The sequence below is a fragment of the Sphingopyxis sp. SCN 67-31 genome, from assembly GCF_001725095.1.
Map to the genome: position 1 here is coordinate 25,110 of NZ_MEFH01000076.1, position 21,861 is coordinate 46,970.

The 21,861-nt window shown below is 70.0% G+C and carries 19 protein-coding genes; all 19 read right to left on the bottom strand.

The features are described from left to right. Positions 1-14: 14 nt before the first annotated feature. The 19 genes from ftsZ to ABS88_RS16165 all read right to left on the bottom strand — a co-directional run bounded on the left by ftsZ (position 15) and on the right by ABS88_RS16165 (position 21,796). Positions 15-1,517: a cell division protein FtsZ gene (gene ftsZ / locus ABS88_RS16075; RefSeq protein WP_286750132.1), complete on the bottom strand. Its 1,503-nt coding sequence runs from the start codon at positions 1,515-1,517 to the stop codon at positions 15-17. Positions 1,518-1,725: 208 nt separating this feature from the next. Further along, complete coding sequence (ftsA, locus tag ABS88_RS16080) at positions 1,726-2,982, bottom strand: cell division protein FtsA (RefSeq protein ID WP_067113103.1); 1,257 nt, start codon at positions 2,980-2,982, stop codon at positions 1,726-1,728. A gap of 4 nt (positions 2,983-2,986) precedes the next feature. Then, positions 2,987-3,925: a cell division protein FtsQ/DivIB gene (locus ABS88_RS16085; RefSeq protein ID WP_067113106.1), complete on the bottom strand. Its 939-nt coding sequence runs from the start codon at positions 3,923-3,925 to the stop codon at positions 2,987-2,989. After that, a complete protein-coding gene (locus ABS88_RS16090; RefSeq protein WP_076074605.1) occupies positions 3,922-4,845 on the bottom strand; it encodes a D-alanine--D-alanine ligase in 924 nt (307 codons plus the stop codon). The genes ABS88_RS16085 and ABS88_RS16090 overlap by 4 nt, the downstream gene beginning before the upstream one ends. 154 nt (positions 4,846-4,999) lie before the next feature. Continuing rightward, entirely contained in the window at positions 5,000-5,992 is a 993-nt protein-coding gene (murB, locus tag ABS88_RS16095) for a UDP-N-acetylmuramate dehydrogenase (RefSeq protein WP_234002595.1), read from the bottom strand. Further along, a complete protein-coding gene (murC, locus tag ABS88_RS16100; protein WP_104959452.1) occupies positions 5,989-7,422 on the bottom strand; it encodes a UDP-N-acetylmuramate--L-alanine ligase in 1,434 nt (477 codons plus the stop codon). Before murC ends, murB begins: the two co-directional genes overlap by 4 nt. Then, the gene (locus ABS88_RS16105) at positions 7,422-8,564 is read right to left on the bottom strand and encodes a UDP-N-acetylglucosamine--N-acetylmuramyl-(pentapeptide) pyrophosphoryl-undecaprenol N-acetylglucosamine transferase (protein WP_286750133.1); all 1,143 of its coding nucleotides are present in this window, start codon (positions 8,562-8,564) and stop codon (positions 7,422-7,424) included. Before ABS88_RS16105 ends, murC begins: the two co-directional genes overlap by 1 nt. A gap of 10 nt (positions 8,565-8,574) precedes the next feature. Further along, on the bottom strand, positions 8,575-9,792 hold the full coding sequence (locus ABS88_RS16110) for an FtsW/RodA/SpoVE family cell cycle protein (RefSeq protein ID WP_104959451.1): 1,218 nt from the start codon (positions 9,790-9,792) through the stop codon (positions 8,575-8,577). A gap of 148 nt (positions 9,793-9,940) precedes the next feature. Next, entirely contained in the window at positions 9,941-11,257 is a 1,317-nt protein-coding gene (gene murD / locus ABS88_RS16115; protein ID WP_067105565.1) for a UDP-N-acetylmuramoyl-L-alanine--D-glutamate ligase, read from the bottom strand. After that, complete coding sequence (gene mraY, locus ABS88_RS16120; RefSeq protein ID WP_104959450.1) at positions 11,254-12,324, bottom strand: phospho-N-acetylmuramoyl-pentapeptide-transferase; 1,071 nt, start codon at positions 12,322-12,324, stop codon at positions 11,254-11,256. Before mraY ends, murD begins: the two co-directional genes overlap by 4 nt. Further along, a complete protein-coding gene (locus tag ABS88_RS16125; protein WP_286750134.1) occupies positions 12,324-13,700 on the bottom strand; it encodes a UDP-N-acetylmuramoyl-tripeptide--D-alanyl-D-alanine ligase in 1,377 nt (458 codons plus the stop codon). Before ABS88_RS16125 ends, mraY begins: the two co-directional genes overlap by 1 nt. Next, a complete protein-coding gene (locus ABS88_RS16130; RefSeq protein WP_076074591.1) occupies positions 13,697-15,136 on the bottom strand; it encodes a UDP-N-acetylmuramoyl-L-alanyl-D-glutamate--2,6-diaminopimelate ligase in 1,440 nt (479 codons plus the stop codon). Before ABS88_RS16130 ends, ABS88_RS16125 begins: the two co-directional genes overlap by 4 nt. Continuing rightward, positions 15,136-16,830 (bottom strand): peptidoglycan D,D-transpeptidase FtsI family protein, encoded by a 1,695-nt coding sequence (locus tag ABS88_RS16135; protein ID WP_067105573.1) that lies wholly within the window; start codon positions 16,828-16,830, stop codon positions 15,136-15,138. Before ABS88_RS16135 ends, ABS88_RS16130 begins: the two co-directional genes overlap by 1 nt. Then, complete coding sequence (locus ABS88_RS16140) at positions 16,827-17,420, bottom strand: hypothetical protein (protein WP_067105575.1); 594 nt, start codon at positions 17,418-17,420, stop codon at positions 16,827-16,829. Before ABS88_RS16140 ends, ABS88_RS16135 begins: the two co-directional genes overlap by 4 nt. Beyond that, positions 17,414-18,391, bottom strand: a complete 978-nt coding sequence (gene rsmH / locus ABS88_RS16145; protein ID WP_067105578.1) for a 16S rRNA (cytosine(1402)-N(4))-methyltransferase RsmH — start codon at positions 18,389-18,391, stop codon at positions 17,414-17,416. The genes ABS88_RS16140 and rsmH overlap by 7 nt, the downstream gene beginning before the upstream one ends. Next, a complete protein-coding gene (locus ABS88_RS16150) occupies positions 18,388-18,888 on the bottom strand; it encodes a division/cell wall cluster transcriptional repressor MraZ (protein ID WP_067105580.1) in 501 nt (166 codons plus the stop codon). Before ABS88_RS16150 ends, rsmH begins: the two co-directional genes overlap by 4 nt. Before the next feature lie 384 nt (positions 18,889-19,272). Further along, positions 19,273-20,430 carry a Gldg family protein gene (locus ABS88_RS16155; RefSeq protein ID WP_244857936.1) on the bottom strand — a complete coding sequence of 386 codons (1,158 nt, stop codon included), beginning with the start codon at positions 20,428-20,430 and terminating at the stop codon, positions 19,273-19,275. Next, a complete protein-coding gene (locus ABS88_RS16160) occupies positions 20,427-20,819 on the bottom strand; it encodes a hypothetical protein (RefSeq protein ID WP_234002593.1) in 393 nt (130 codons plus the stop codon). The genes ABS88_RS16155 and ABS88_RS16160 overlap by 4 nt, the downstream gene beginning before the upstream one ends. After that, positions 20,816-21,796, bottom strand: coding sequence for a cysteine synthase A (locus tag ABS88_RS16165; protein ID WP_067105585.1), 981 nt, complete (start codon positions 21,794-21,796; stop codon positions 20,816-20,818). Before ABS88_RS16165 ends, ABS88_RS16160 begins: the two co-directional genes overlap by 4 nt. Positions 21,797-21,861: the final 65 nt, after the last annotated feature.

Sequence of the window (21,861 nt, forward strand, 5' to 3'; positions counted from 1 at the left end):
CTCGATAAACCCCGTTACTGGTTGTTCTGCCGCCCCAGGAAGCGCGGGATATCGACCCCGTCCTCCTTCTTCGCGGCATCGGCATCGGATGATGCCACGCCGCGCGACAGGCGCGACATGCGCTCGAACAGCGTTCCGCCGCCGATCGGACGCGCCGGGCTTTCGCCCGCCGGTGCGGCGTCGGGTGCGGGCGCCGCCGGGGCGGGCCGATAATCCGCCTCAGGCGTCGCGGCGGGTTCGCCGAGCACCAGTTCGCCGGTGGTGTCGTCATAGGTCGCGGCAACCTGCGAAAGCTCCATCGGCTCTTCCTCGGCCGGCGCGGGCGCAGAGGCCGGCGCGGTTTCGGCCGCCGGTGCATCGCTGATCGAAAAGCCGGGCTGCGGATCGCTGTCGGCATCGACCGCCGGTTCCGCGGCGGGCGCTTCCTCGACGGGGCGTTCCTCGACCAGCGGCTCGATCGCTTCCTCCGCCACCGGCGCGGGCGCCGCGGCGCGGCCCGGCTGGAAGGAGAAGCTGCGTGCCGCGAGCGCGGGCGCCGCCGCACTGTCGCCGGTCCCGTCGATGCCGGTCGCGACGACCGACACGCGGATCTTGCCTTCGAGCGCTTCGTTGAAGGCGCTGCCCCAGATGATGTTGGCGTCGGGATCGACCAGCTCGCGGATATGGTTCGCGGCCTCGTCGACTTCCATCAGGCGCATGTCCTCGCCGCCGACGATCGACACGATCACGCCCTTCGCGCCCGCCATCGACACGCCGTCGAGCAGCGGGTTGGCGATCGCCTTCTGCGCCGCCTCCAGCGCGCGGCCGTCGCCTTCGGCCTCGCCGGTGCCCATCATCGCCTTGCCCATCTCGCGCATCACGCTGCGCACGTCGGCGAAGTCGAGGTTGATCAGGCCGGGCATGACCATCAGGTCGGTGATGCCGCGCACGCCCTGCTGGAGCACCTCGTCCGCCATCGAGAAGGCTTCCTTGAAGGTCGTGTTGGGGTTCGCGACCAGGAAGAGATTCTGGTTGGGGATGACGATCAGCGTGTCGACATGTTCCTGCAGCTCGGCGATGCCCGCCTCTGCCGACCGCATGCGGCGCTGACCTTCGAAGGTGAAGGGCTTGGTGACGACGCCGACGGTCAGGATGCCGCGGTCGCGCGCCGCCTTCGCGATCACCGGCGCGGCGCCGGTGCCGGTGCCGCCGCCCATGCCCGCCGCGACGAAGCACATGTGCGCGCCGTTCAGCGCCTCTTCGACCTGGCTGATGCTTTCCTCTGCCGCCGCGCGGCCGACCTCGGGCCGCGAGCCCGCGCCCAGTCCCTGCGTGATCTGGGTGCCGAGCTGGATGCGCCGTTCGGCCGGCGAGGCGTTGAGCGCCTGCGCGTCGGTGTTGGCGACGATGAAATCGACCCCCTCGACCCGCGCCGCGATCATGTTGGCGATGGCATTGCCCCCTGCGCCGCCGACGCCGATCACGGCGATCCGCGGCTTCAGCTCGTCGACCTGCGGCGGGCCAATATCGATGCTCATCAAACAATCTCCCTGCAGCGGCGAACCCCTGCCGCCAGCCTCACCATGCGACCCAACGGGCGGTGGTCCCGCCGCCCGGATTCAAGGATGCGGACCCGTCTATGCCATGTTCGAGGTTTACCACAGACAGGGCCGCACTTAAGTCCCCGCATTGCACTATTGTGACGCCGGAATCACCCAAAAAATTAACCTTTCACGTTCGCTGCGATCAAAAGCTGCTTTTGAGCGCAGCCATCAACCGCTGGAGGATGCCGGCGCCCTTCGGGCGATAGATATCCTGCGCCATCATCGGCAGGTCGCGCAGGTCGACGGGGTCCGACGCGGCATAGAGAACCAGACCCGCCAGCGTCGCGAAAGCCGGTCCCGAGTGGGCATCGGGCAGGCCGTGCAAGCCGCGCGGCCGTCCGATGCGCGCGGCGCGGCCGAGCGCGCTCTGGGTATAGTCGGCGATGCCCTTGAGGTCGGCGCCGCCGCCGACCAGCACGACCTGCCGGCCCACCGGGCCGACGAAATGCAGGTCCTTGAGCGTCCGGCCGATCTCCCCCATCATCGTGTCAAGCCGCTGGCGGATCACCGCGACGAGCTGCGCGCGGGTGATGCGCGGCGATTCGCCGCCCGCGGGGGCGCCGGGATCGAGTTCGATCACCTCGTTATTGTCGCGCGGGCTGGCGGACGCGGAGCCGTAGAAGCTCTGGAGCCGCTGCGCCTGGCTGCGGCGGATGCCGAAGGCGGAGGCGATGTCGTCGGTGATGTCGCTGGCGCCGAAGGGCAGCGACGCCATCTCGACGAGCATCCCCCCGGCATAGAGCGACACGGTCGTCACCGACGCGCCGAGTTCGACGAGCGCGACGCCGAGGTCGCGTTCCTCGTCCGACAGGCAGGCGAGCCCGGCCGCGATCGGCGCGGCGACCACGGCGTTGACGTCGAGATGCGCCTGCCGCACCGCGACCTCCAGATTCCGCACCGGCGCGCCGTCGGCCATGATGATGTGGATGTCGACCCCCAGCCGGTCGGCGTGGAGCCCGATCGGGTTCTTGACCCCGGCGAGCCCGTCGAGCGTGTAGAGCGCGGGCTGCGCGTGCAGGATCATCCGCCCTTCCGGGTCGATGCCGGCGCGGCCCGCGGCGAGCAGGTCGTCGACATCCTCCTGTTCGATGCGGTGGCCGCCGAGTTCGCTCTCGATCGGCGCGACGTCGCTGATCAGGCAGCCGGCGGAGAAGGATACCCACACATCGTCGATGTTGAGTCCCGCGATGCGCTCGGCCTGCTCGATCGCCTCGCGCACGACATGCTCGGTCTGCTCCATGTCGGCGACATAGCCGCGCTGGACGCCGCGGCTCTCGCGCTGTCCGGTGCCGAGGACGTGCAGCTGGCCGTCGGCGGTCTGTCCCGCGATCAGCGCGCAGACCTTCCACGACCCGACATCGAGCGCGGTGATGATCTTTTCGATGCGCGGCGGCGCCATCGTCCTACCCCTCGTTCGCGGTGCTCGCCGCGACGGCATCGGCGGCCGCGCGCGCGGCGTCGAGCTTCGCGGGCGCCACCTGCCCCTCGTGCGGCAGGCGTAGCACGAAACGGCTGGGATCGCGCATGTCGAAGCGCAGGATGCCGCGGCCGAGCAGCCGGTTGGCGCCGTCCATATGCGCGAATTTGGCGAGCGCGCGCTTCGCCTCCGTCTCGCCTTCGGGCAGCGACAGCGTCTCGCCGCTGCGGAACCGCAGGTCCCAGCGGCGGTTGCCGACCCAGGTCGCGCCCGCCAGCAGTTCCTTGAGGCTGCTCGCCTCTGCCAGCAGCCGGTCGAGGTCCTGCGCGCGGCGGTTGGCGCTGGGGCCGATGACCAGCGGCAGGTCGGGCATGGTCGCGACCGAAACGGGTTCGAGGACGACGCCCTTTTCGTCGATCAGCGACAGGCGGCCCGCATTCTGCCAGATCGCGGCGGGGGAGCGCTCGACGATATCGACGACCAGCGTATCGGGCAGCCGCCGCGACACGCGCGCATCCTTGATCCAGCCATATTGCATCAGGTCGTGGCGCACCCCCTCCAGATCGACCGCCGCCATCGAGCGATCCTTCTGTGCGAGCGCGATGTCATAGACTTTCAGCCGGTCGATGCGGTCGGCGCCGACGACCTCGACCTTGCGCACCTGGAACCCCGCGCGGCCGACCGCCTGCGCCCATTCCTCCTGCACCTTTGCCGTGACCCCCGTCGCATGGGCGGCAAGTCCGGCGACCGCGAACAGGCTGAGGCCGATCGTCCAGTTGGCGATCCGCTGAAGCGTCGCGGGCCGCACCGGCAGCGCGTTGATGATCGCGTCGAGGCGCGAGGTCTGGACCCGCCTGCGCTTGCGCGGCGCCCGGACCGGGCGGCGCGGCGGGGCCTTGGCGCGCTTGATCCGCGTGCTGCTCACAGGGCGTCCTCCACGATGCGTTCGACCAGCTCGGCATAGTCGATGCCGATCGCCCGCGCCTGTTCGGGCACGAGGCTGAGCGGCGTCATGCCGGGCTGGGTGTTGACCTCGAGCAGATAGATGCCCGCCAGGCCATGTTCGTCGTCCCAGCGGAAATCCGAGCGCGACGCCCCCTTGCAGCCGAGGATGCGATGCGCCTGGAGTGCCAGGTCCTTCATCCGCTGCGCCACCTCTTCGGGCACGTCGGCGGGGCAGACATGCTGGGTCAGGCCGTCGGTATATTTGGCGTCATAATCGTAGAAGCCCGATTTCACGCGCAGTTCGGTGACGCCGAGCGCTTCGTCGCGCAGCACCGCGACGGTCAGTTCGCGCCCCTTGATGAAAGGTTCGGCCAGCAGCCGGTCGAACGCCTGCCACGGCCCCACGGCGTCGCGCGCGATCGGGTTGCCGTAATTGCTGTCGTCCCTGACGATGGCGACCCCGACCGACGAGCCTTCGTTGACGGGCTTCAGCACATAGGGACGCGGCAGCGGGTCGATGGAAAAGAGGCTTTCGCTGTCGACCATGGTCCCCGCCGGCATCGGAACGCCATGCGGCACCAGCGCCTGTTTCGTCAATTCCTTGTCGATCGCGATCACCGAGGTGACGAGGCCGCTGTGGGTGTATTTCAGGCCCATCAGGTCGAGCATGCCCTGCACCGTCCCGTCCTCGCCCGGCACGCCGTGGAGCGCGTTGAACACGACGTCGGGATTCGCCTCTGCCAGCCGCTGCGCGACGTCGCGGCCCATGTCGATGCGCGTCACCCGGTGCCCGCGCGATTCGAGCGCGTCGGCGATGCCCTTGCCGCTCATCAGCGACACCTCGCGCTCGGCGGACCAGCCGCCCATCAGCACGGCGACATGCCAGGGGCCACGAGTCATCGGAAAGTCCTCCCCGCTTGCGGGGAGGTGGCAGGCGCGAAGCGGCTGACGGAGGGAGCTATCGCGGCCCGCCGACGCTGTTTGAGGACGCCAGCCCCCTCCACCGCTTTGCGGTCCCCCTCCCCGCAAGCGGGGAGGATTTTGATTGCCACGCTCACGTCTCCACTCCCACGCGCTGAATCTCCCATTGCAGGTCTATGCCGCTGTTCGCCTTCACCCGGCGGCGCACCTCTTCGCCCAGCGCCTCGATGTCGGCGCTGGTCGCGGTGCCGGTGTTGATGAGGAAATTGGTGTGCTTTTCGCTGACCTGCGCGCCGCCGACCGTGAGCCCGCGGCAGCCGGCCGCGTCGACGAGCTGCCACGCCTTGTGCCCCTCGGGATTCTTGAAGGTCGAGCCGCCGGTGCGCGAACGCAGCGGCTGCGACGCCTCGCGGCTCGCCGATATGCGGTCCATCTCGGCCTGGATCGCCCGCGGGTCGCCGGGGCGGCCGCGAAAGGTCGCGCCGATCACCACCGCGCCCGCGGGCAAGGCGCTGTGGCGATAGCTGTAGCCGAGGTCGGCGAGCGGCAGGGTGCGGCGCTCGCCGGAGCGCAGCACGACCTCGGCCTCGACCAATATGTCCTTGACCTCGCTGCCGTATGCGCCGCCGTTCATGCGCACGAAGCCGCCGACGGTGCCGGGGATCGAGCGCAGGAATTCGAGCCCCGCGATGCCGGCGTCGCGCGCGGTCGAGGAGACGAGGATGCCCGAGGCGCCGCCGCCGCAGCGCAGCGTCGTCGCATCGACCGCCGCGACCGTCGCGAACGCCTTGCCCAGCCGCACGACGACGCCGGGGAAGCCGCCGTCGCGGACGATCAGGTTCGAGCCGAGTCCGAGCGCCATGACGGGGATCGCGGGGTCGAGATCCCGCAGGAAGGCGGACAGGTCGTCGGCATCCTTCGGCTCGAACAGCCAGCCGGCGGGACCGCCCGCCTTGAACCAGACGAGCGGCGCCAGCGGGGCATCGGGGGTGAGCTTGCCGCGGACATTCCCAAATGCCGTTTGCCCTGAGCCTGTCGAAGGGCCGATCTTCCCTTTTTCCTCCGCACGAGAAAAGGACTGTCCTTCGACAGGCTCAGGACGAACGGCTTTGGGATCGGACGTCATGCCTGCCCCTCCACCGCCGCCGCCAGTCCTGCCGCGATCTTCGTGATGTCGCCCGCGCCGAGGCAGATGATCCGGTCGCCGGCGCCGATCTGCCCCGCCGCGATCGCCCCGGCGACCGTCGCGGCGAGCGCCGCGGCGTCGGGGACGAAGGCGACGTCGCGGTGGCCGCGGTCGCGCAGCCCCTCGACGAGCGCCGCCGACGTCACCCCCTCGATCGGCGCTTCGCCCGCCGCGTAGACCGGCAGCGCATAGACGATGTCGGCGTCGTTGAACGCCTGCTGGAACTCGTCCATATGGTCGCGAAGACGTGTAAATCGGTGCGGCTGGACCACCGCGACGACGCGCCCCATCCCCGCGCCCTCGCGCGCGGCGGCGAGCACGGCGCGGATCTCGACCGGGTGGTGGCCGTAATCGTCGATCACCGTCACGGCGCCGCCGTCAGCGGCGATCTCACCGACGCGGGTGAAGCGGCGCTTGACCCCCGCGAACCCCTCGAAGCCCGACACGATGCGCGCATCGGGCACGCCCATGTGCAGCGCCACCGCGACCGCCGCGAGCGCGTTCTGGACATTGTGGCGGCCCGCCATCGGCAGGTGGATGCCCTCGATCGTCCGGCTGCCCCCGTCGCGGTCCCGCACCACGACGTCGAAGCGGTTGCCGTCGGGTCCCGGCGTCACATTGGTGCCGCGCACGTCGGCCTGCGCGGAGAAGCCGTAGGTGACGATGCGGCGGTCGCGGATGCGCGGGATGATCGCCTGCACCTCCGGATGGTCGAGGCAGAGCATCGCGGCGCCGTAGAAGGGCACATTCTCGATGAACTCGACGAAAGCCGCCTTGATCGCGTCGAAGCTGCCGTAGTGGTCGAGATGTTCGGGGTCGATGTTGGTGACGACCGCGATCGTCCCGTCGAGGCGCAGGAAGCTGCCGTCGCTCTCGTCGGCCTCGACCACCATCCAGTCGGACGCGCCGAGCCGTGCGTTCGAGCCATAGCTGTTGATGATGCCGCCGTTGATGACCGTCGGGTCGATCCCGCCCGCATCGAGCAGCGCGGCGACGAGACTGGTGGTCGTCGTCTTGCCGTGCGTCCCGGCGATGGCGACGGTCGATTTGAGCCGCATCAGTTCGGCAAGCATCTCGGCGCGGCGGACGATCGGCACGCGCTGCGCGAGCGCCGCCTCGACCTCCGGATTGCCGCGCTGGACCGCGGTCGAGGTGACGACGACCGCGACCCCCTCGACATTTTCGGGGGCGTGGCCGATCGCCACCTTGATCCCGCGCTTGCGCAGCCCCTCGACGACATAGGATTCGGCGATGTCGCTGCCCTGCACCTGATAGCCGAGGTTGTGCATCACCTCGGCGATCCCCGACATGCCGATGCCGCCGATGCCGATGAAGTGGATGATGCCGATATCGGTCGCGACGCCGCGCATCAGTTCGCCTCCCGCGCCGCGGCGACGCCGCTTGCCGGTGCGCGCTGGGCGCTGGCGCCGACGCGGATCACGTCCATCAGCGGCGGCGGCGCGAAGGATTCGACGAGGTCGGCGAGGTCACGCGTCGCGTCAGGCAGGCCGCAGCCCACCGCATGTTCGGCCGCCGCTTCGAGCGCGCCGGGTTCGAGCGCCATGCGCTGGATATGCTTGGCGACCGCGGCGGGGGTGAAATCCTGCTGCGCGAAGGCGATAGCGCCCCCCGCCTCGACCAGGTCGACGACGTTCCAGCGCTGGTGATCGTCCATCGCGTGCGGATAGGGGACGAAGATCGCCGGGCGGCCCGCGCAGGCCAGTTCGGCGACGGTCGAGGCGCCGGCGCGGCCGATGAACAGATGCGCCCAGCGCAGCCGTTCGGGCAGGTCGGCGATATAGGGCGCGCATTCGGCCGCGACGCCGAGTTCGGCATAGCGGGCGCGCACGCCCTCGATATCCGCCTCGCGCGCCTGCTGCACGACCTGGAGCCGTTCGAGCAACGCGGGGGGCAGCATCGCGATCGCGGCGGGCACGACCTCGCTCAGCACCGTGGCGCCGAGGCTGCCGCCGACGACGAGCAGGCGGACGATGCCGTCCTCGGGCAGCGGCGGGAAGCCTTCCTCGCGGATCGCGACGATCTCCTCGCGTACCGGATTGCCGGTGAGGTGGCGCTTCATCGCCTGCTTTTCGGGGAAGCGGTGGATGTTGCGGTAGGCGACGGCCACCGCGTCGACGCGCGGCGCCATCAGCCGGTTGACGCGGCCGAGCACCGCATTCTGTTCGTGGATCACGCGCGGCCGCCGCGTCGCCCCCGCGGCGAGCAGGCTGGGCAGCGAGGGATAGCCGCCGAAGCCGACGACGACGGCCGGGTCGAATTCGCCGATCAGTTCGATCGCCTGCCGGCGCCCCTTGCGGATCGCCAGCGCCGCCTTGACCCAGCCGACGGGGCCGCCGTGGACGCGGCCGGCGGGCAGCACATGCGTTTCGAGTTTGGCGGGCGCGCCCGGAATCCTGAGGCCGCGGTCGTCGCTGACCAGCGCCACGCGGTGCCCGCGCGCGATCAGTTCGCCCGCGCCGGCGGCGAGGAGGAAGTGGCGGGTCGCGGTCATCGGCGGGCGATCATTTCTTGTTCCAGTTGCGGGTCAGGGACACCCGCGCGGCATAGGGGTTCCGCCGGGTCAGCGACAAGAGCAAACCCATGCCGATCGACAGCGCGATGAAGGAGGAACCGCCATAGCTGATGAAGGGCAGCGTCATCCCCTTCGACGGGAAAAGCTGGGTGTTCACCGCCATGTTGATCGTCGCCTGCCCCCCGAACTGCGCGATCAGGCCGGCGACGGCGAGGATCAGGAAGCTGTCCTCTTCGTCGAGCAGGCGGACGAGGACGCGGACGATGATCGCGAGATAGAGGACGACGATGGCAAGGCACGCGATCAACCCGAATTCCTCGCCGATCACCGAGAAGATATAGTCGGTGTGCGCCTCTGGCAGCTTGAACTTGGCGAGCCCGGCGCCGGGGCCGGTGCCGATCAGCCCGCCGGCGGTGATCGTCGCATGCGCCTTGTCCTCCTGAAAGCTGTCGCCTTCGCCGAACAGCCAGCTGTTGATGCGCTGGGTCGCGACCGAATAGGTGAAATAGGCGACGACCAGCCCTGCGAGCCCGCCGGTGGCGAGCAGCACGATGATCCGCATCGAAAGCCCCGCGACCATCACCAGCACCAGCCAGGTACCGATGAAGATGATCGTCTGCCCCAGGTCGGGCTGTCCCATCAGCAGCACCCCGATGATGCCGGTCAGGACGAAGGAGAGCGGCACGACCGGCAGGCTTTGGTCGTGGAGCCGCAGCGACAGGATCCACGCGAGCGACACCGCGAAGAAGGGCTTGAGGAATTCCGATGGTTGCAGCCGGAACATGCCGCTGCCGAGCCAGCGCTGCGCCCCGTTCACCGAGGCGCCGATCAGAGGCACCAGGAACAGCAGGATCAGGAAGGTCAGCGTGCCGTAGATGGCGAAGCGCCGCGCCTGCGGCTTGGGCAGCATCGACACCGCGAGCATCACCGGCACGCCGACGATCACCCACATCAGCTGGCGGTAGAAATAATAGAGCGGATCGAGGCTGGCGGTCGTCGTCGACAGTTTCTGCGCCGCGACCGGCGAAGCGGCGGCGACGGCGACCAGCCCGACCGCGACCAGCATCGAGACGAGGAGCAGCAGCACCCGGTCGATTTCCCAGAACCACAGGCCGAGCGGCGTGCGGTCGGCGCGGCTGAGCCGCGGCCCGCGGCGCTTCGCCGTCCGGGTCGTCGCCGCGATGACGGGTCGTTCGGTGGCGTTCATGCTGTCCGGCTCCCCACTCATGCCCTGGCCAACACCGGGCGGGCACCTGCCCCGTCCGTTCGCGTCGAGCGAAGTCGAGACGTCCATCGGCCGTGCACGACTTCGCGGCGTCTCGACTTCGCTCGACACGAACGGAGATGAAAGGCCGTCATTCGCCAAGCGCCAAAACGGCCGCGCGGAACGCGTCGCCGCGCTGCTCATAATCCCCGAACTGGTCGAAGGAGGCGCAGGCGGGCGACAGCAGCACGACGTCGCCCGGCCGGACGGCGGCGGCGGCCTGCGCGACGGCGGTCGCGAGGTCGCCCGACCGTTCGACCGCGATGGCGTCGCCGATCTCGACCGCGAACGGGTCCATCGCCTCGCCGATCAGATAGGCGCGCCTGACGTTGCCGAACCACGGGCGGCAGGCGGCGAGCCCGTCGCCCTTCGCCCGCCCCCCGGCAATCCAGTGCAGACGCTGGTCCGGCGCCGGCGGAAAGGCCGCCAGCGCCGGTGCAGCGGAAGCCGCGTTGGTCGCCTTGCTGTCGTTGTACCAGCGGGCGCCACGGGCTTCGCCGACCCATTCCATGCGATGCGGGAGCGCGGTGTAGGTCGCGAGCCCACGCTCGATCTGTTCGTCGTTCAGCCCCAGCACGCGGCACACCGCGATCGCGCAGACGGCGTTCTGTGCGTTGTGCGGTCCCTGCAGCGCGGGCCAGCGCGCCTGGTCGGCGGGGTCGATATCCTTTGCCGACACGCGGTGGAGCCGATGCGCGACGCGCCCCGCGATCATCCGCGACGGATCGTCGTCGACCGCGATCACCGCGACCTGATCGGGGGTCTGGAGCGCGAAGAGGCGCGCCTTCGAGGCGGCATAGCTTTCGAAACCGTCGTAGCGGTCGAGATGGTCGGGCGTGATGTTGGACAGCACGGCCACGTCGCAGGCGAGGCTGCTCGTCAGGTCGATCTGATAGCTCGACAGTTCCAGCACATAGACGCCGACGCCGTTTTCATTTGGCGACAACGGATCGCGCGTCAGGATCGGCAGGCCGATGTTGCCGCCCATCAGCGCCGGGATCGCCGCCGTCTGGAGCATATGGGTAATCAGCGCGGTGACGGTCGACTTGCCGTTGGTGCCGGTGATGCCGACGACCTTGTGCGGGGGCAGATCGGCGCGCGCCTCCGCGAACAGTTCGACGTCGCCGATGACCGGCACGTGCGCCGCGCGCGCATGGTCGGCGATCGGATGGCGGTTGAGCGGCACCCCCGGCGAGACCACGACGCCCGCGAAACCGGCGAGGTCGATCGCCAGCGGATCGCCGATGTCGGCGCCGAGCGCCATCGCCGCGTCGCGCGCGTCGGCGCGGTCGTCCCACGCGGTGACGCCCGCGCCGCCGGCGATCAGCGCCTCGACCGTGGCGAGGCCCGAGCGCGCCAGCCCGAGCACCGCATAACGGCGGCCGGCGAAGGCGCGCGCGGCGATCATCGCAGCTTGAGCGTCGCGAGCCCCGCGAGCGCGAGGACGATCGAGACGATCCAGAAGCGGATGACCACGGTCGATTCGGGCCATCCCAATTGCTCGAAATGATGGTGAATCGGCGCCATGCGGAAGACGCGCCGCCCGGTGCGTTTGTACCAGAAGACCTGGATGATCACCGACAGCGCCTCGGCCACGAACAGCCCGCCGACGAGGACCAGCACCAGTTCGTGCTGCGCGGTGACGGCCATCGTCGCGAGCGCCCCGCCCAGCGCGAGGCTGCCGGTGTCACCCATAAACACCGCCGCCGGCGGCGCATTGAACCACAGGAAAGCCAGGCAAGCGCCGATGATGGCCGCGGCGAAGATCGCGAGCTCGCCCGCCCCCGGCACGTGCGGTATGCCGAGGTAGCCCGCGAACTTCGCATTGCCCGACAGATAGACGATGACGAGGAAGGTCAGGCTGGCGATCATCACCGGAAAGGTCGCGAGCCCATCGAGCCCGTCGGTCAGGTTCACCGCATTGCCGAAGCCGACGATCAGCACCATCGCGAAGACATAGAAGAAGGGCCCGAGCGGGATGGTGACGTCGCTGAAGAAGGGCAGATAGAGGTCGGTGCCGGTGCGCGACACGATCAGCAGCACCGCGACCGCCGCGATGCCGAATTCGATCGCCAGCCGCACGCGCCCCGGAATGCCGCGATGGCTCGACTTGGTCACCTTGTCGAGGTCGTCGAGGAAGCCGACGAGCGCGAAGCCGCCGGTGACGAACAGGCAGGCCCAGACGAAGCGGTTCGACAGGTCCATCCACAATAGCGCCGAAACCATCAGCGAAATCAGGATCATCAGCCCGCCCATCGTCGGCGTGCCGCGTTTCGCCAGATGGCTTTGCGGGCCGTCGTCGCGGATCGGCTGTCCCTTCCCCTGCCGCATGCGCAGCATCAGGATGAAGCGCGGCCCGATCCACAGCCCGATGATCAGCGCGGTCGCGACGGCGGCGCCCGAGCGGAAGCTCAGGTAGCGGATGAGGTTGAGAGCCCCGGGAAAGCCAAGCCATTCCGCCAGCCAGTATAACATCAATAGTCCCCGTTGGTCAGCGCCGTGACGACATGCGACAGGCCGACGCTGTTCGATCCCTTGACCAGCACGACGTCGCCGGCGCGGATCACGTCCTTCAGCCGCGCGGTCGCGTCCGCGTGGGCGGGCACATGCTCGAAATCGACGCGCCTCTCAAGCGCTTTGGCGAGCGGCGCCATCTCTTCGCCGACGAGCAGGGCGAACTGCACTCCCGCCGCGACGAGCGGAGCGGCCAGCCCTTCGTGATAGGCGGCGCCATCGGGGCCGAGTTCCTTCATGCTCCCCAATATCGCCACCTTGCGCCCGGCGGATTCGTCGCCGAGCAGGCCGATGGTCGCCGCCATCGAAGCGGGGTTGGCGTTATAGCTTTCGTCGATGACCCGAATCTCGCCGCCGGGCACCGCGACGCGGTGGCGTGCGCCGCGTCCCGCGAGCCCGCCCATCTCGGCAAAGGCGAGCCCCGCCGCGGGCAGATCGCCGCCGACCGCCTTGACCGCCGCGAGCACCGCCAGCGCGTTCGACACCCAATGCGCCCCCGCCTGCGCGATGGTGAAGCAGAGCAGCGCATCCTGCACCTGCGCCGTGACCAGCGAGCCGCCCTGTCCGTCGGGCAGCCAGTCGACCGCGCGCACGTCCGCGCCCTCGCCGAAACCGAAGCTGACGATGTGCGCGGCATGCTGCTCCGCCTTCGCGCGCAGCCGCGCATGATGCGGGCTGTCGAAGGGGATGATCGCGGTGCCGCCGGGTTCGAGCCCCTCGAAAATCTCGCCCTTGGCGTCGGCGATCGCCGCTTCGCTGCCGAAATATTCCATATGCGCCGGGGCGATGGTGGTGACGATCGCGACGTGCGGGCGGACCATGCGGGTCAGCGCCGCAAGTTCGCCTTCATGGTTCATGCCCATCTCGAAGATGCCGAAGTCGGCGGCCCCCGGCATGCGCGCGAGGCTGAGCGGCACGCCGACATGGTTGTTGTAGCTCTTGACCGAGCGATGCGCCTTGCCGGGGCGGAAGCGGTCGAGCGCCGCGAACAGCGCCTCCTTCGTCCCCGTCTTGCCCGCCGATCCGGTGACGCCGACGATCCGGGCATGGCTGCGCGCACGCGCCGCGATGCCCAGCGCATTCAGTGCCGCCGCGCTGTCGGCGACGCGGACGTGCGGATGGTCGATGGCGGTTTCGCAGACGATGCCCGCGGCGCCGGCGACGATCGCCTTGTCGATGAACTTGTGGCCGTCGGTCGCCTCGCCCTTCATCGCGATGAACAGGTCGCCCTTTGTCACCTCGCGCGAATCGAAGGCGACGCCGTGCACGGTGAAGTCGGCGCTGGCGGTGCCGCCGGTGGCTGCGGCGATGGCGCGCGCGGTCCACAGCGGGGTCATGCCGCCGCCTCCCGCGCGACGGCGACGTCGTCGAAGGGGATGACGCGCGCCGCGGCGCCGCTGCCGACGATCTGCCCCTGCTCGTGCCCCTTGCCCGCGATGCAGACGATGTCGTCGGCGCGCGCCTCGGCGATCGCGGCGGCGATCGCGGCGCGGCGGTCGCCGATCACGCGCGCATCGGGCGCGCCTGCCGCAATCGCGGCGCGGATGGCGGCGGGGTCCTCGCCGCGCGGATTGTCGTCGGTGACGATCAGCACGTCGGCCCCGGCGGCCGCCACCCGGCCCATCTCGGGCCGCTTGTCGCGGTCGCGGTCGCCGCCGGCGCCGAAAACGAGGATCAGCCGCCCGCTCGCATGCGGGCGCAGCGCGTCGAGCGCCGCCGCGATCGCGTCGGGCGTGTGGGCATAATCGACATAGACCGGTGCGCCCGCGCGAGTGATCGCCGCGCGTTCGAGGCGGCCGCGCACCGGCTGGAGACGGGCGAGATTGGCCAGCGTCTGCTGGACGTCGCCGCCGGTCGCGATGACGAGCCCCGCCGCGACCAGCGCATTGGCGGCCTGATAGGCGCCGATCAGCGGCAGCGTGACCTTCTGCGCGAGCGGCCCCGCGGCGATCGTCAGCGACTGGCCGAGCTGGGTCGGCTCGCGCGCGACGAGCCGCAGCGTCTCGCCCTCGCGCCCGACCGTCAGAATCCGCAGGCCGCGCTGCTTCGCCTCATACTCCGCGGCCGCCGACCACAGATCGTCGGCCCAGATCACCGCGACGCCGTCCGGATCGACCACCTCGCGGAACAGCCGCATCTTCGCGGCCAGATAGGCATCCATGTCGCCATGATAATCGAGATGGTCGTGGCTGAGGTTGGTGAAGGCGGCCGCCTTCACCGGCACCCCTTCGGTGCGATACTGGTCGAGGCCGTGGCTCGACGCCTCGAACGCGGCGTGCGTCACGCCTTCCGCGGCGAGCCCCGCCATGTTCGACAGGAAGGTCACGATGTCGGGCGTCGTCAGCCCGGTCGAGGCGCTGTCGTTCGAGGTGGTGATGCCCAGCGTGCCGATCGAGGCGGCGTGGAAGCCCGCCATGCGCCAGAGCTGGCGCGTCATCTCGACCGTCGAGGTCTTGCCGTTGGTGCCGGTGACCGCGACGCAGGTCGCCGGAAAGCGGTGGAAGAAGCGCGCCGCGATGTGCGCGAAGGCGCGCCTTGGGTTGGGGTCGGCGATGTGCACCGCGCCCGCCACCGTCGCCCCCGGCCGCGCGACCACGGCGATCGCGCCGGCCGCGATGGCGGCGGGGATGAAATCCTCACCGTTGAACCGTTCGCCGGCGAAGGCGCCGAAGATCGTGCCCGGCGCGACCTTGCGGTGGTCGATGGCGAGCCCGGTGACGACCGGGTCGGCACCCGAGGGGCCCGGCGGGTCGAGGAGCGCCGAGAGACGCATCAGTCCGCCTTCCCGCCCTTCCAGAGCAGCGGCGTCAGTTCGGACACGTCGACGTCGCGGCTTTCGTCGGGGAAGACGCCGAGCATCGGCCCCGCGCGCATCACCACTTTCCGGACCACCGGCGCGGCGGTCCAGCCGGCGGTGCGCTGCCCCGAGCTGAAGGCGTTGCCCTTCGGCTCGTCGATCATCGCGAGGACGACGTAGCGCGGATTGTCCATCGGGAAGGCGGCGGCGAAGGTCGAGACGAGCGAATGGCGGCGATACCCGCCCGCGCCCGGCTTTTCGGCGCTGCCCGTCTTGCCGCCGACGCGGAAGCCGGGCGCGTCGGCCTGGCGCCCGGTGCCGTCGGACACGATCAGGCGGAGAAGCTGGCGCATCCGTGCGCTGGTCGACGCCTTGAACACGCGGCGCCCCTGCGGCGGCGCCTTGTCGCCCAGCTTGAGGATTGTCGCCGGGCGCCAGATGCCACCGTTGACGAGCGCCGCATAGGCGCTGGCGAGGTGCAGCGGAGTCACCGCGATGCCGTGGCCGTAGCTGGTCGTCATCGTCGTCAGCCGGCCCCAGTCGCGCGGCCACAGCGGAAACGCCCGTTCCTTGATGTCGATCCCCGGCCGCTTGTCGAACTCGAGATTGCGGAACAGTTCCTCCATCTTCTCGCGGCCGAGCTGGTCGGCGATCTGCGCGGTGACGACGTTCGAGCTGTGGATCAGCGTTTCGGGCACGTTGAGCCAGCGGCCCATGCTGTGCGAATCGCGGATGCGGAATCCGGCGATCGCGAGCGGCCGGGTCGCGTCGTAGCGCTTCGCCATGCTGGTCACCACGCCATTGTCGATCGCCGCCCCGATCGACAGCGGCTTGAAGGTGGAACCGAGCTCGTAGAGGTTATAGGTCACCGCGTTGCGCCGCGCGCCGCCGTTGTCGGGCGCCAGCTTGTTCGGATTATAGGTGGGCAGCGAGGTCATGGCCAGCACTTCGCCCGTGTGGACGTCGAGGATCAGCCCGGCGCCGCCGATCGCCTCCAGATTGGCGACGGCGTTCGACAGCTCGCTTTCGAGTACGCCCTGCACGCGCGCGTCGATCGACAGCGCGAGCGGATCGCCGCGCGTCGCCTTGTCGGTCAGCCGTTCCTCGAACGCGCCCTCGACCCCGGTGACGCCCTGCCCGTCGGCGTTGGTGAAGCCCAGCACGTGCGCGGCGAGCGAAAGCTGCGGATAGAGCCGCTCCTTCTCGCGCGGGAAGTCGAACCCGACATCGCCGATCGCGTTGACCGCGGCGACCTGATCGGGCAGCGCGCGGCGGCGGATATAGGTGGGACGCGGCCCGTTCAGCTTTGCGAGCAGGTCCTCGCGCGGCATGTCTGGAAAGATCCGGTGCAGCTCGTCGGCCAGATAGGGCCGGCTGTTGAGCAGCTTCGACGGCACGACACGGATCGAATAGCCGTCGATCGTCCGCGCCAGCGGCACGCCGTTGCGGTCGACGATGTCGGCGCGCGCGGGCACGAAGGTCGCCGATCCGTTGCGGTGCCCGGCGGAAGTGTCGAACAGCGCGAAATAGACGAGCCGCACCGACACAAGGAAAAAGGCCGCCATGAACAGCAGCATCAGCATCATCAGACGCTGCTGCGCGGTCAGCAATATCTGCTGCCGCACCCCCGCGGTCCGTACCCGGGTCGGTCGGACGACCAGCGTGTTCATTGCGGCGTCTTGCCTCCCGCCGCTTCGCGGGCCGCCTGACGCTTGAGGTCGGCGAGCGTCGATTCGGTGAGGAGCTGGTCCTCGATCATCTTGAGCTGTTCACGCCGCCGCGTCGGCGCCATGTGTGGCAGCGCGTCGCTGCGCACCGCGCTGTCCGCCTGCGCGAGCACGACGGGCTTTTCGGCGGCGGGCCGCGCGGCGGCCGGCGGGGCGGGCGCGGCTTCGGGCGTGCCGACCGGGCTGACCATCGCCATCAGCACCGGCGCGACCTCGTTCGCGCCGCGCGCGCGCGGCAGGCGGTCGATCGAGGCGAGCTGCGTCTCGCTCGACAGATATTGCGACGCCGAGGGCGCCGAATAGCCGAAGGTGTCGGCGTTCCACTGTTCGAGCTGGCGCATCGACGCGCGCACCGCCAGTTCGGATTCGAGATAGCGGATATTGTCGCGCGTCCGGTCGATCTGCTTTTCGATGCGCGACAGTTCGCTGCGCGTCGCCGCGACCTTGAGCGACACGGGGTAGAGCATCATCGCGAAGACCAGCACCAGCAGGACCAGGCCGATCCCCTGAAGCTTGCGGGCCGCCATCAGCATGACATCGCCTCCTTCGTCATCGTCGCGGGCCAGGCGGGCGCCGCCGTCCGCACCGCGCTGCGCAGCGTCGCCGAACGCGCGCGCGGATTGCGCGCCTCTTCGGCCTTGCCCGGGCGCAGCTTGCGCGCGGGCGGGTGGAAAGTGGCGGCCCGCGCCGAAGGAAGAAGCGCGGGCCGGTGGCGCGAACCGCCGGCGTCGCCGCCGCTGCGTTCGCGCAGGAAATTCTTCACGATGCGATCCTCGGTGCTGTGAAAGCTGACCACCGCAAGACGGCCGCCGGGACGCAGCACGCGTTCCGCCGCCTCCAGCCCCGCGACCAGTTCGTCGAGTTCGCCGTTGATGTGGATGCGGATCGCCTGAAAGCTTTTCGTCGCCGGGTCCTTCGGCGCGCCCGGCGGATGCCGCAGCGCCTTGCGGATCACCGCCGCGAGTTCGCCGGTGCGCGACAGCGGCCGCGCGGCGACGATCGCGCGCGCGACGCGGCGCGACTGGCGCTCGTCGCCATAATGATAGAGGACGTCGGCGATCTCGCTCTCGTCGGCGCGGTTCAGCCACTCGGCGGCGCTTTCGCCCTCCTGCGCCATGCGCATGTCGAGCGGGCCGTCGGCCTGAAAGGAAAAGCCGCGCGTTTCGCGGTCGAGCTGCATCGACGACACGCCGATGTCGAAGGCGATGCCGTCGATCGCATCGATCCCGCGCGCCGCGAGCAGGCGGTCGATCTCGCCGAAACGGCCGTGAATCAGCGTCAGCCGGCCGCCGGCCTCGTCGACCAGCGCCTGCCCCTCCGCGATCGCATCGGGGTCGCGGTCGCAGGCGATCACCTCCGCCCCCGCCGCGAGCATCGCGCGGGTATAGCCGCCGGCGCCGAAGGTCGCATCGACGTGCCGCTCGCCCGGACCGATGGCGAGCGCGGCGACGACCTCGTCGCGCAGCACCGGATCGTGGCGAGGATCGCGGGGAAGCCCGGTCACTTGCGCGCCCTCCCCTTCGTTTCGGCCCAGGCGGCCGCGAGCCGCTTGAGCACCGGATCGGCCTCGGCGCATTCGGCAAGCGTCGGCAGCCACCAGATTTCGAAGCGGCGACCCGATCCGACGAAGGCGGTCGCCCCCGCCTCTCCGACGCGGTCGCGCGCGGTGAAGTTGGGGAGGAAGCGCCCGCTGTCGTCGAGCGTATAGGCCTCGGTATAGCTGAAGCGCTTCTTGAACGCCTCGTCCTCGTCGAAGTCGAGATTGCGGGCGAGCGCGGTGTCGCGATCGCGCTCGATCTCGTCGGAGAGGCGGTCGTACTGGTCCTGCCCATAGGCGACCAGGCAGGGCAGCTTTTCATGGAAGCCGACCCAGAGCACGCGCTGACCGTCCGCATTGAGGGGCACATTGTTGCGGAACTGCGAAGGGACGGCGATCCGCCCCTTGCCATCGATCGCGGCGAAGTTGGTGCCCGAGTATCGTCCGGGCGTTACAACCGCCATCGCTGCAGCCCCTGTTTCTCGCGCCTCCGGGCAAAACTTCCCTGATCCCGAAATCGCAAGGATTCCGGGTCGAATGACTCAGGCGGAGATTGCCCCTCTCCGATTCCTGCCTATCAAGAGTCGTTCGGGGTGGAAAGGGGTATTTTAGGGTGAAACCGGGTATTCACGCCCCAAATTGGCGATTCCGAGGTAAATCGAGCGCCAGAACGGGCGCGCGGACGCCCGAAAGCGCTTCCGGCGACAGATCATGGATCGAAACGGATTGGCCATTATCCCTGTTCGGCAGCCAATTGATCCCCGGCGAAAGCCCGGTCCACGCGTGGCAGCGCTTCGCAATCTGGACCCCGGCTTTCGCCGGGGAGCCGTATCGGGATTCAACGCGCCCTAACCGGCCGCCGGCCGTATCCACAGCGGGCGGAGCCAGCCTTGCGCGTCGTCCCGTCCGGCAAGCCGCGCCGCGATCCATTCGATCGTGTCGGCTTTGCGCAGATGCGCGGCCCAGGGCGGGACCGGCTGCCACAGCGGCGCGAACAGCAGGTCGGCGTCGCCGACCAGCCATGCCTGCCCCCGTCCGATCGGACAGGCGGCGACGCGCGCGTCCGCAAAGCTGCGGCATCCGGGCGGCAGGCGCGCGAAGCGCCCGGCGCTGAACAGGCGCAGCCGCGCGCCGTCGACATCGACCGGCCGCGCCGCGCGGTCGCCCGGCGGCGCGGCGTCCAGCGTCACGCCCCAATGATCGAGCAGCGGCGTGAGCAGGCTCGTGACCGGCGGATTGCGCGGGTCGCCGAGCGGATGCGCGGGCGGCCATCCCGACAGCGCGTCGGCGAGCACGACCGCCCGGCCTCCCCCGCGCACGAAGGCGTCGATCGCCACCAGTTCGCGCGGCGCGAGCGCGCGCGGGTGCGCGAGCAGCAGCGCGCCGCCCGGCGGCGGCGGATGGTCGACAAGACTGTCGACGAGGCGGACCGGCAGCGCCGCCTCGATCGCACGGAGCGCCGGATCGTCCTGCGACCCGTCGGCGATCATCGCCGCGATGCTGCCGCCACCGGTCCAGCGCAAGGGCAGCCCGGTCAGCATCGTCGCAGGCGCCGCCGTGTGGAAGGCCGGGCGATAGAGCGGTGCAAGCGCGGCGTGGCCGGCGGCAAACCAGCCGACAGCGAGCAGGAGCAGCGCGGCGACCCGAAGGCCGGCATGCCGGCGCCAGCGGATGATTGCGCCGCACAGCCACGCGGCGGCGGCGCCCCCGACGGCGACCAGCGCGACCCCTCCCCCATCGACCGCGCGCGCCAGCAGAAGGGTGAGCAGACACTGGATCGCCGCGAGCGACAGCAGCGCAATCAGGACGCCGCGCCGTCGCGCGGGGGCCGCATAGTTACGGCGCCACCAAGCTAGCAGCGCCAGCGGCGGCACGAGCAGCGGCAGCGCGAGCGCGGGGTCGATCCGGCCGAGCATGGCCTGCCCGCCGGCGAACCAGGCGAGCGCCGCGGCAAGCGCCGCGACCGCGAGCGCCGGCCACAGCGACCCGCGGGCCGATGCCGTCACCGCTTCGACTGGCGAGCGCGGGCGAGTTCGGGATCGGGTTCGAGGTCGGGCACGGTCGCCACCGACGGCGGTGCCTGCGGCACCTTGATCGCGGCCCCCGCATTATCCTCCTTCGACACCGGCTGGACCCCCAGGTCCTCGAGCGGCGCACTGCCGCTGCCAGCCTCTGCGCCGGGCAGGCGGACCGCGGTGGCGGTCGCGACGTCCTTGGCCGCATTCTCACGCGCCCGGTCGCCGATCACGCCCGCCAGCCCGACGAGCAGCAGCACGGTGACGACCCCCGCGATCCCGATCTGCAGCCGGCGCATCGTGTCATGGACCGGCACCGCGTCGGCGGGCGCCGACGCCGGTCCGCTCGCGACCGGGGACCGGATCTCCGGCCGGGTCACGCCGCCGCCTCCGCGAGCCCTTTGCTCGCGAGCCATTCGGGGTTGTAGAGCGTCGAGAGATAGCGAAAGCCGCTGTCGCACAGGATCGTCGCGATCCGCTTGCCGGGGCCCAGTTCGCGCGCCAGCGCCATCGCGCCCGCGACGTTGATCCCCGACGAAAGGCCGAGGCACAGCCCCTCTTCGGCGAGCAGGCGGCGCACCACCGCCAGCCCCTCCGCATCGGAAATGCGGAACTGCGTGTCGATCGGCGCGCCGTCGAGGTTGCCGGTGATGCGGTTCTGGCCGATCCCTTCGGCGACGCTCGACCCCTCGGGCTTCAGTTCGCCGCACTTGTAGTAATTATAGAGTCCGGCGCCGTGCGGATCGGTCAGCGCGATGGTGATCGCCGCGTCCTTGGCCTTCAGTCCCAGCCCCGTTCCGGCGATCGTCCCGCCGGTCCCCGCGGCGCAGGTGAAACCGTCGACGCGGCCGTCCATCTGCCGCCAGATCTCCTCCGCCGTGCCGAAGATATGCGCCTTGCGGTTGGCGATATTGTCGAACTGGTTGGCCCAGATCGCATTGTCGGTCTCTTCAGCGATGCGGCGCGAGGTGTGGACGAAATGGCCGGGATTGGCGAAGGGCGCGGGCGGCACGAGCACCAGTTCGGCGCCGAGCGCGCGGATCGTCGCCATCTTCTCGGCGCTCTGGTTGTCGGGCATGACGATGATCGTCTTGTAGCCGAGCGCGTTGCCGACGAGCGCGAGGCCGATGCCGGTGTTGCCCGCGGTCCCCTCGACGATCGTGCCGCCGGGTTTCAGGCTGCCGTTCGCCTCGGCGTCGCGGATGATATAGAGCGCCGCGCGGTCCTTCACCGATCCGCCGGGGTTCGCATATTCGCACTTGCCCCAGATTTCGCAGCCCGTTTCCTCGCTGGGCCCCTTCAGCAGCACCAGCGGGGTGTTGCCGATCAGGTCCAGGCTATTTTCAGCGATGGTCATGCCCCCGATCTAGGACGACGACCCATGCGCCGCAAGACAGCTTCGCTTGGCCGGCCCATCGGCTG

Excerpts from the sequence above, each read along its gene's own strand:
- ftsA (WP_067113103.1), bottom strand. The coding sequence starts at position 2,982 with ATGGCGCCGCCGCGCATCGAAAAGATCATCACCGCGCTCGATGTCGGG.
- ABS88_RS16140 (WP_067105575.1), bottom strand. The coding sequence starts at position 17,420 with ATGCTGATGGCGGCCCGCAAGCTTCAGGGGATCGGCCTGGTCCTGCTG.
- murC (WP_104959452.1), bottom strand. The coding sequence starts at position 7,422 with ATGCGCGGCGTCGCGACCGATATCGGCATCATCCACTTCATCGGCATC.
- murD (WP_067105565.1), bottom strand. The coding sequence starts at position 11,257 with ATGATCGCCGCGCGCGCCTTCGCCGGCCGCCGTTATGCGGTGCTCGGG.
- ABS88_RS16135 (WP_067105573.1), bottom strand. The coding sequence starts at position 16,830 with ATGAACACGCTGGTCGTCCGACCGACCCGGGTACGGACCGCGGGGGTG.
- ABS88_RS16165 (WP_067105585.1), bottom strand. The coding sequence starts at position 21,796 with ATGACCATCGCTGAAAATAGCCTGGACCTGATCGGCAACACCCCGCTG.
- ABS88_RS16105 (WP_286750133.1), bottom strand. The coding sequence starts at position 8,564 with ATGACCGCGACCCGCCACTTCCTCCTCGCCGCCGGCGCGGGCGAACTG.
- ABS88_RS16110 (WP_104959451.1), bottom strand. The coding sequence starts at position 9,792 with ATGAACGCCACCGAACGACCCGTCATCGCGGCGACGACCCGGACGGCG.
- ABS88_RS16125 (WP_286750134.1), bottom strand. The coding sequence starts at position 13,700 with ATGACCCCGCTGTGGACCGCGCGCGCCATCGCCGCAGCCACCGGCGGC.
- ftsZ (WP_286750132.1), bottom strand. The coding sequence starts at position 1,517 with ATGAGCATCGATATTGGCCCGCCGCAGGTCGACGAGCTGAAGCCGCGG.
- ABS88_RS16150 (WP_067105580.1), bottom strand. The coding sequence starts at position 18,888 with ATGGCGGTTGTAACGCCCGGACGATACTCGGGCACCAACTTCGCCGCG.
- mraY (WP_104959450.1), bottom strand. The coding sequence starts at position 12,324 with ATGTTATACTGGCTGGCGGAATGGCTTGGCTTTCCCGGGGCTCTCAAC.
- ABS88_RS16090 (WP_076074605.1), bottom strand. The coding sequence starts at position 4,845 with ATGACTCGTGGCCCCTGGCATGTCGCCGTGCTGATGGGCGGCTGGTCC.
- ABS88_RS16130 (WP_076074591.1), bottom strand. The coding sequence starts at position 15,136 with ATGCGTCTCTCGGCGCTCCTCGACCCGCCGGGCCCCTCGGGTGCCGAC.
- murB (WP_234002595.1), bottom strand. The coding sequence starts at position 5,992 with ATGACGTCCGATCCCAAAGCCGTTCGTCCTGAGCCTGTCGAAGGACAG.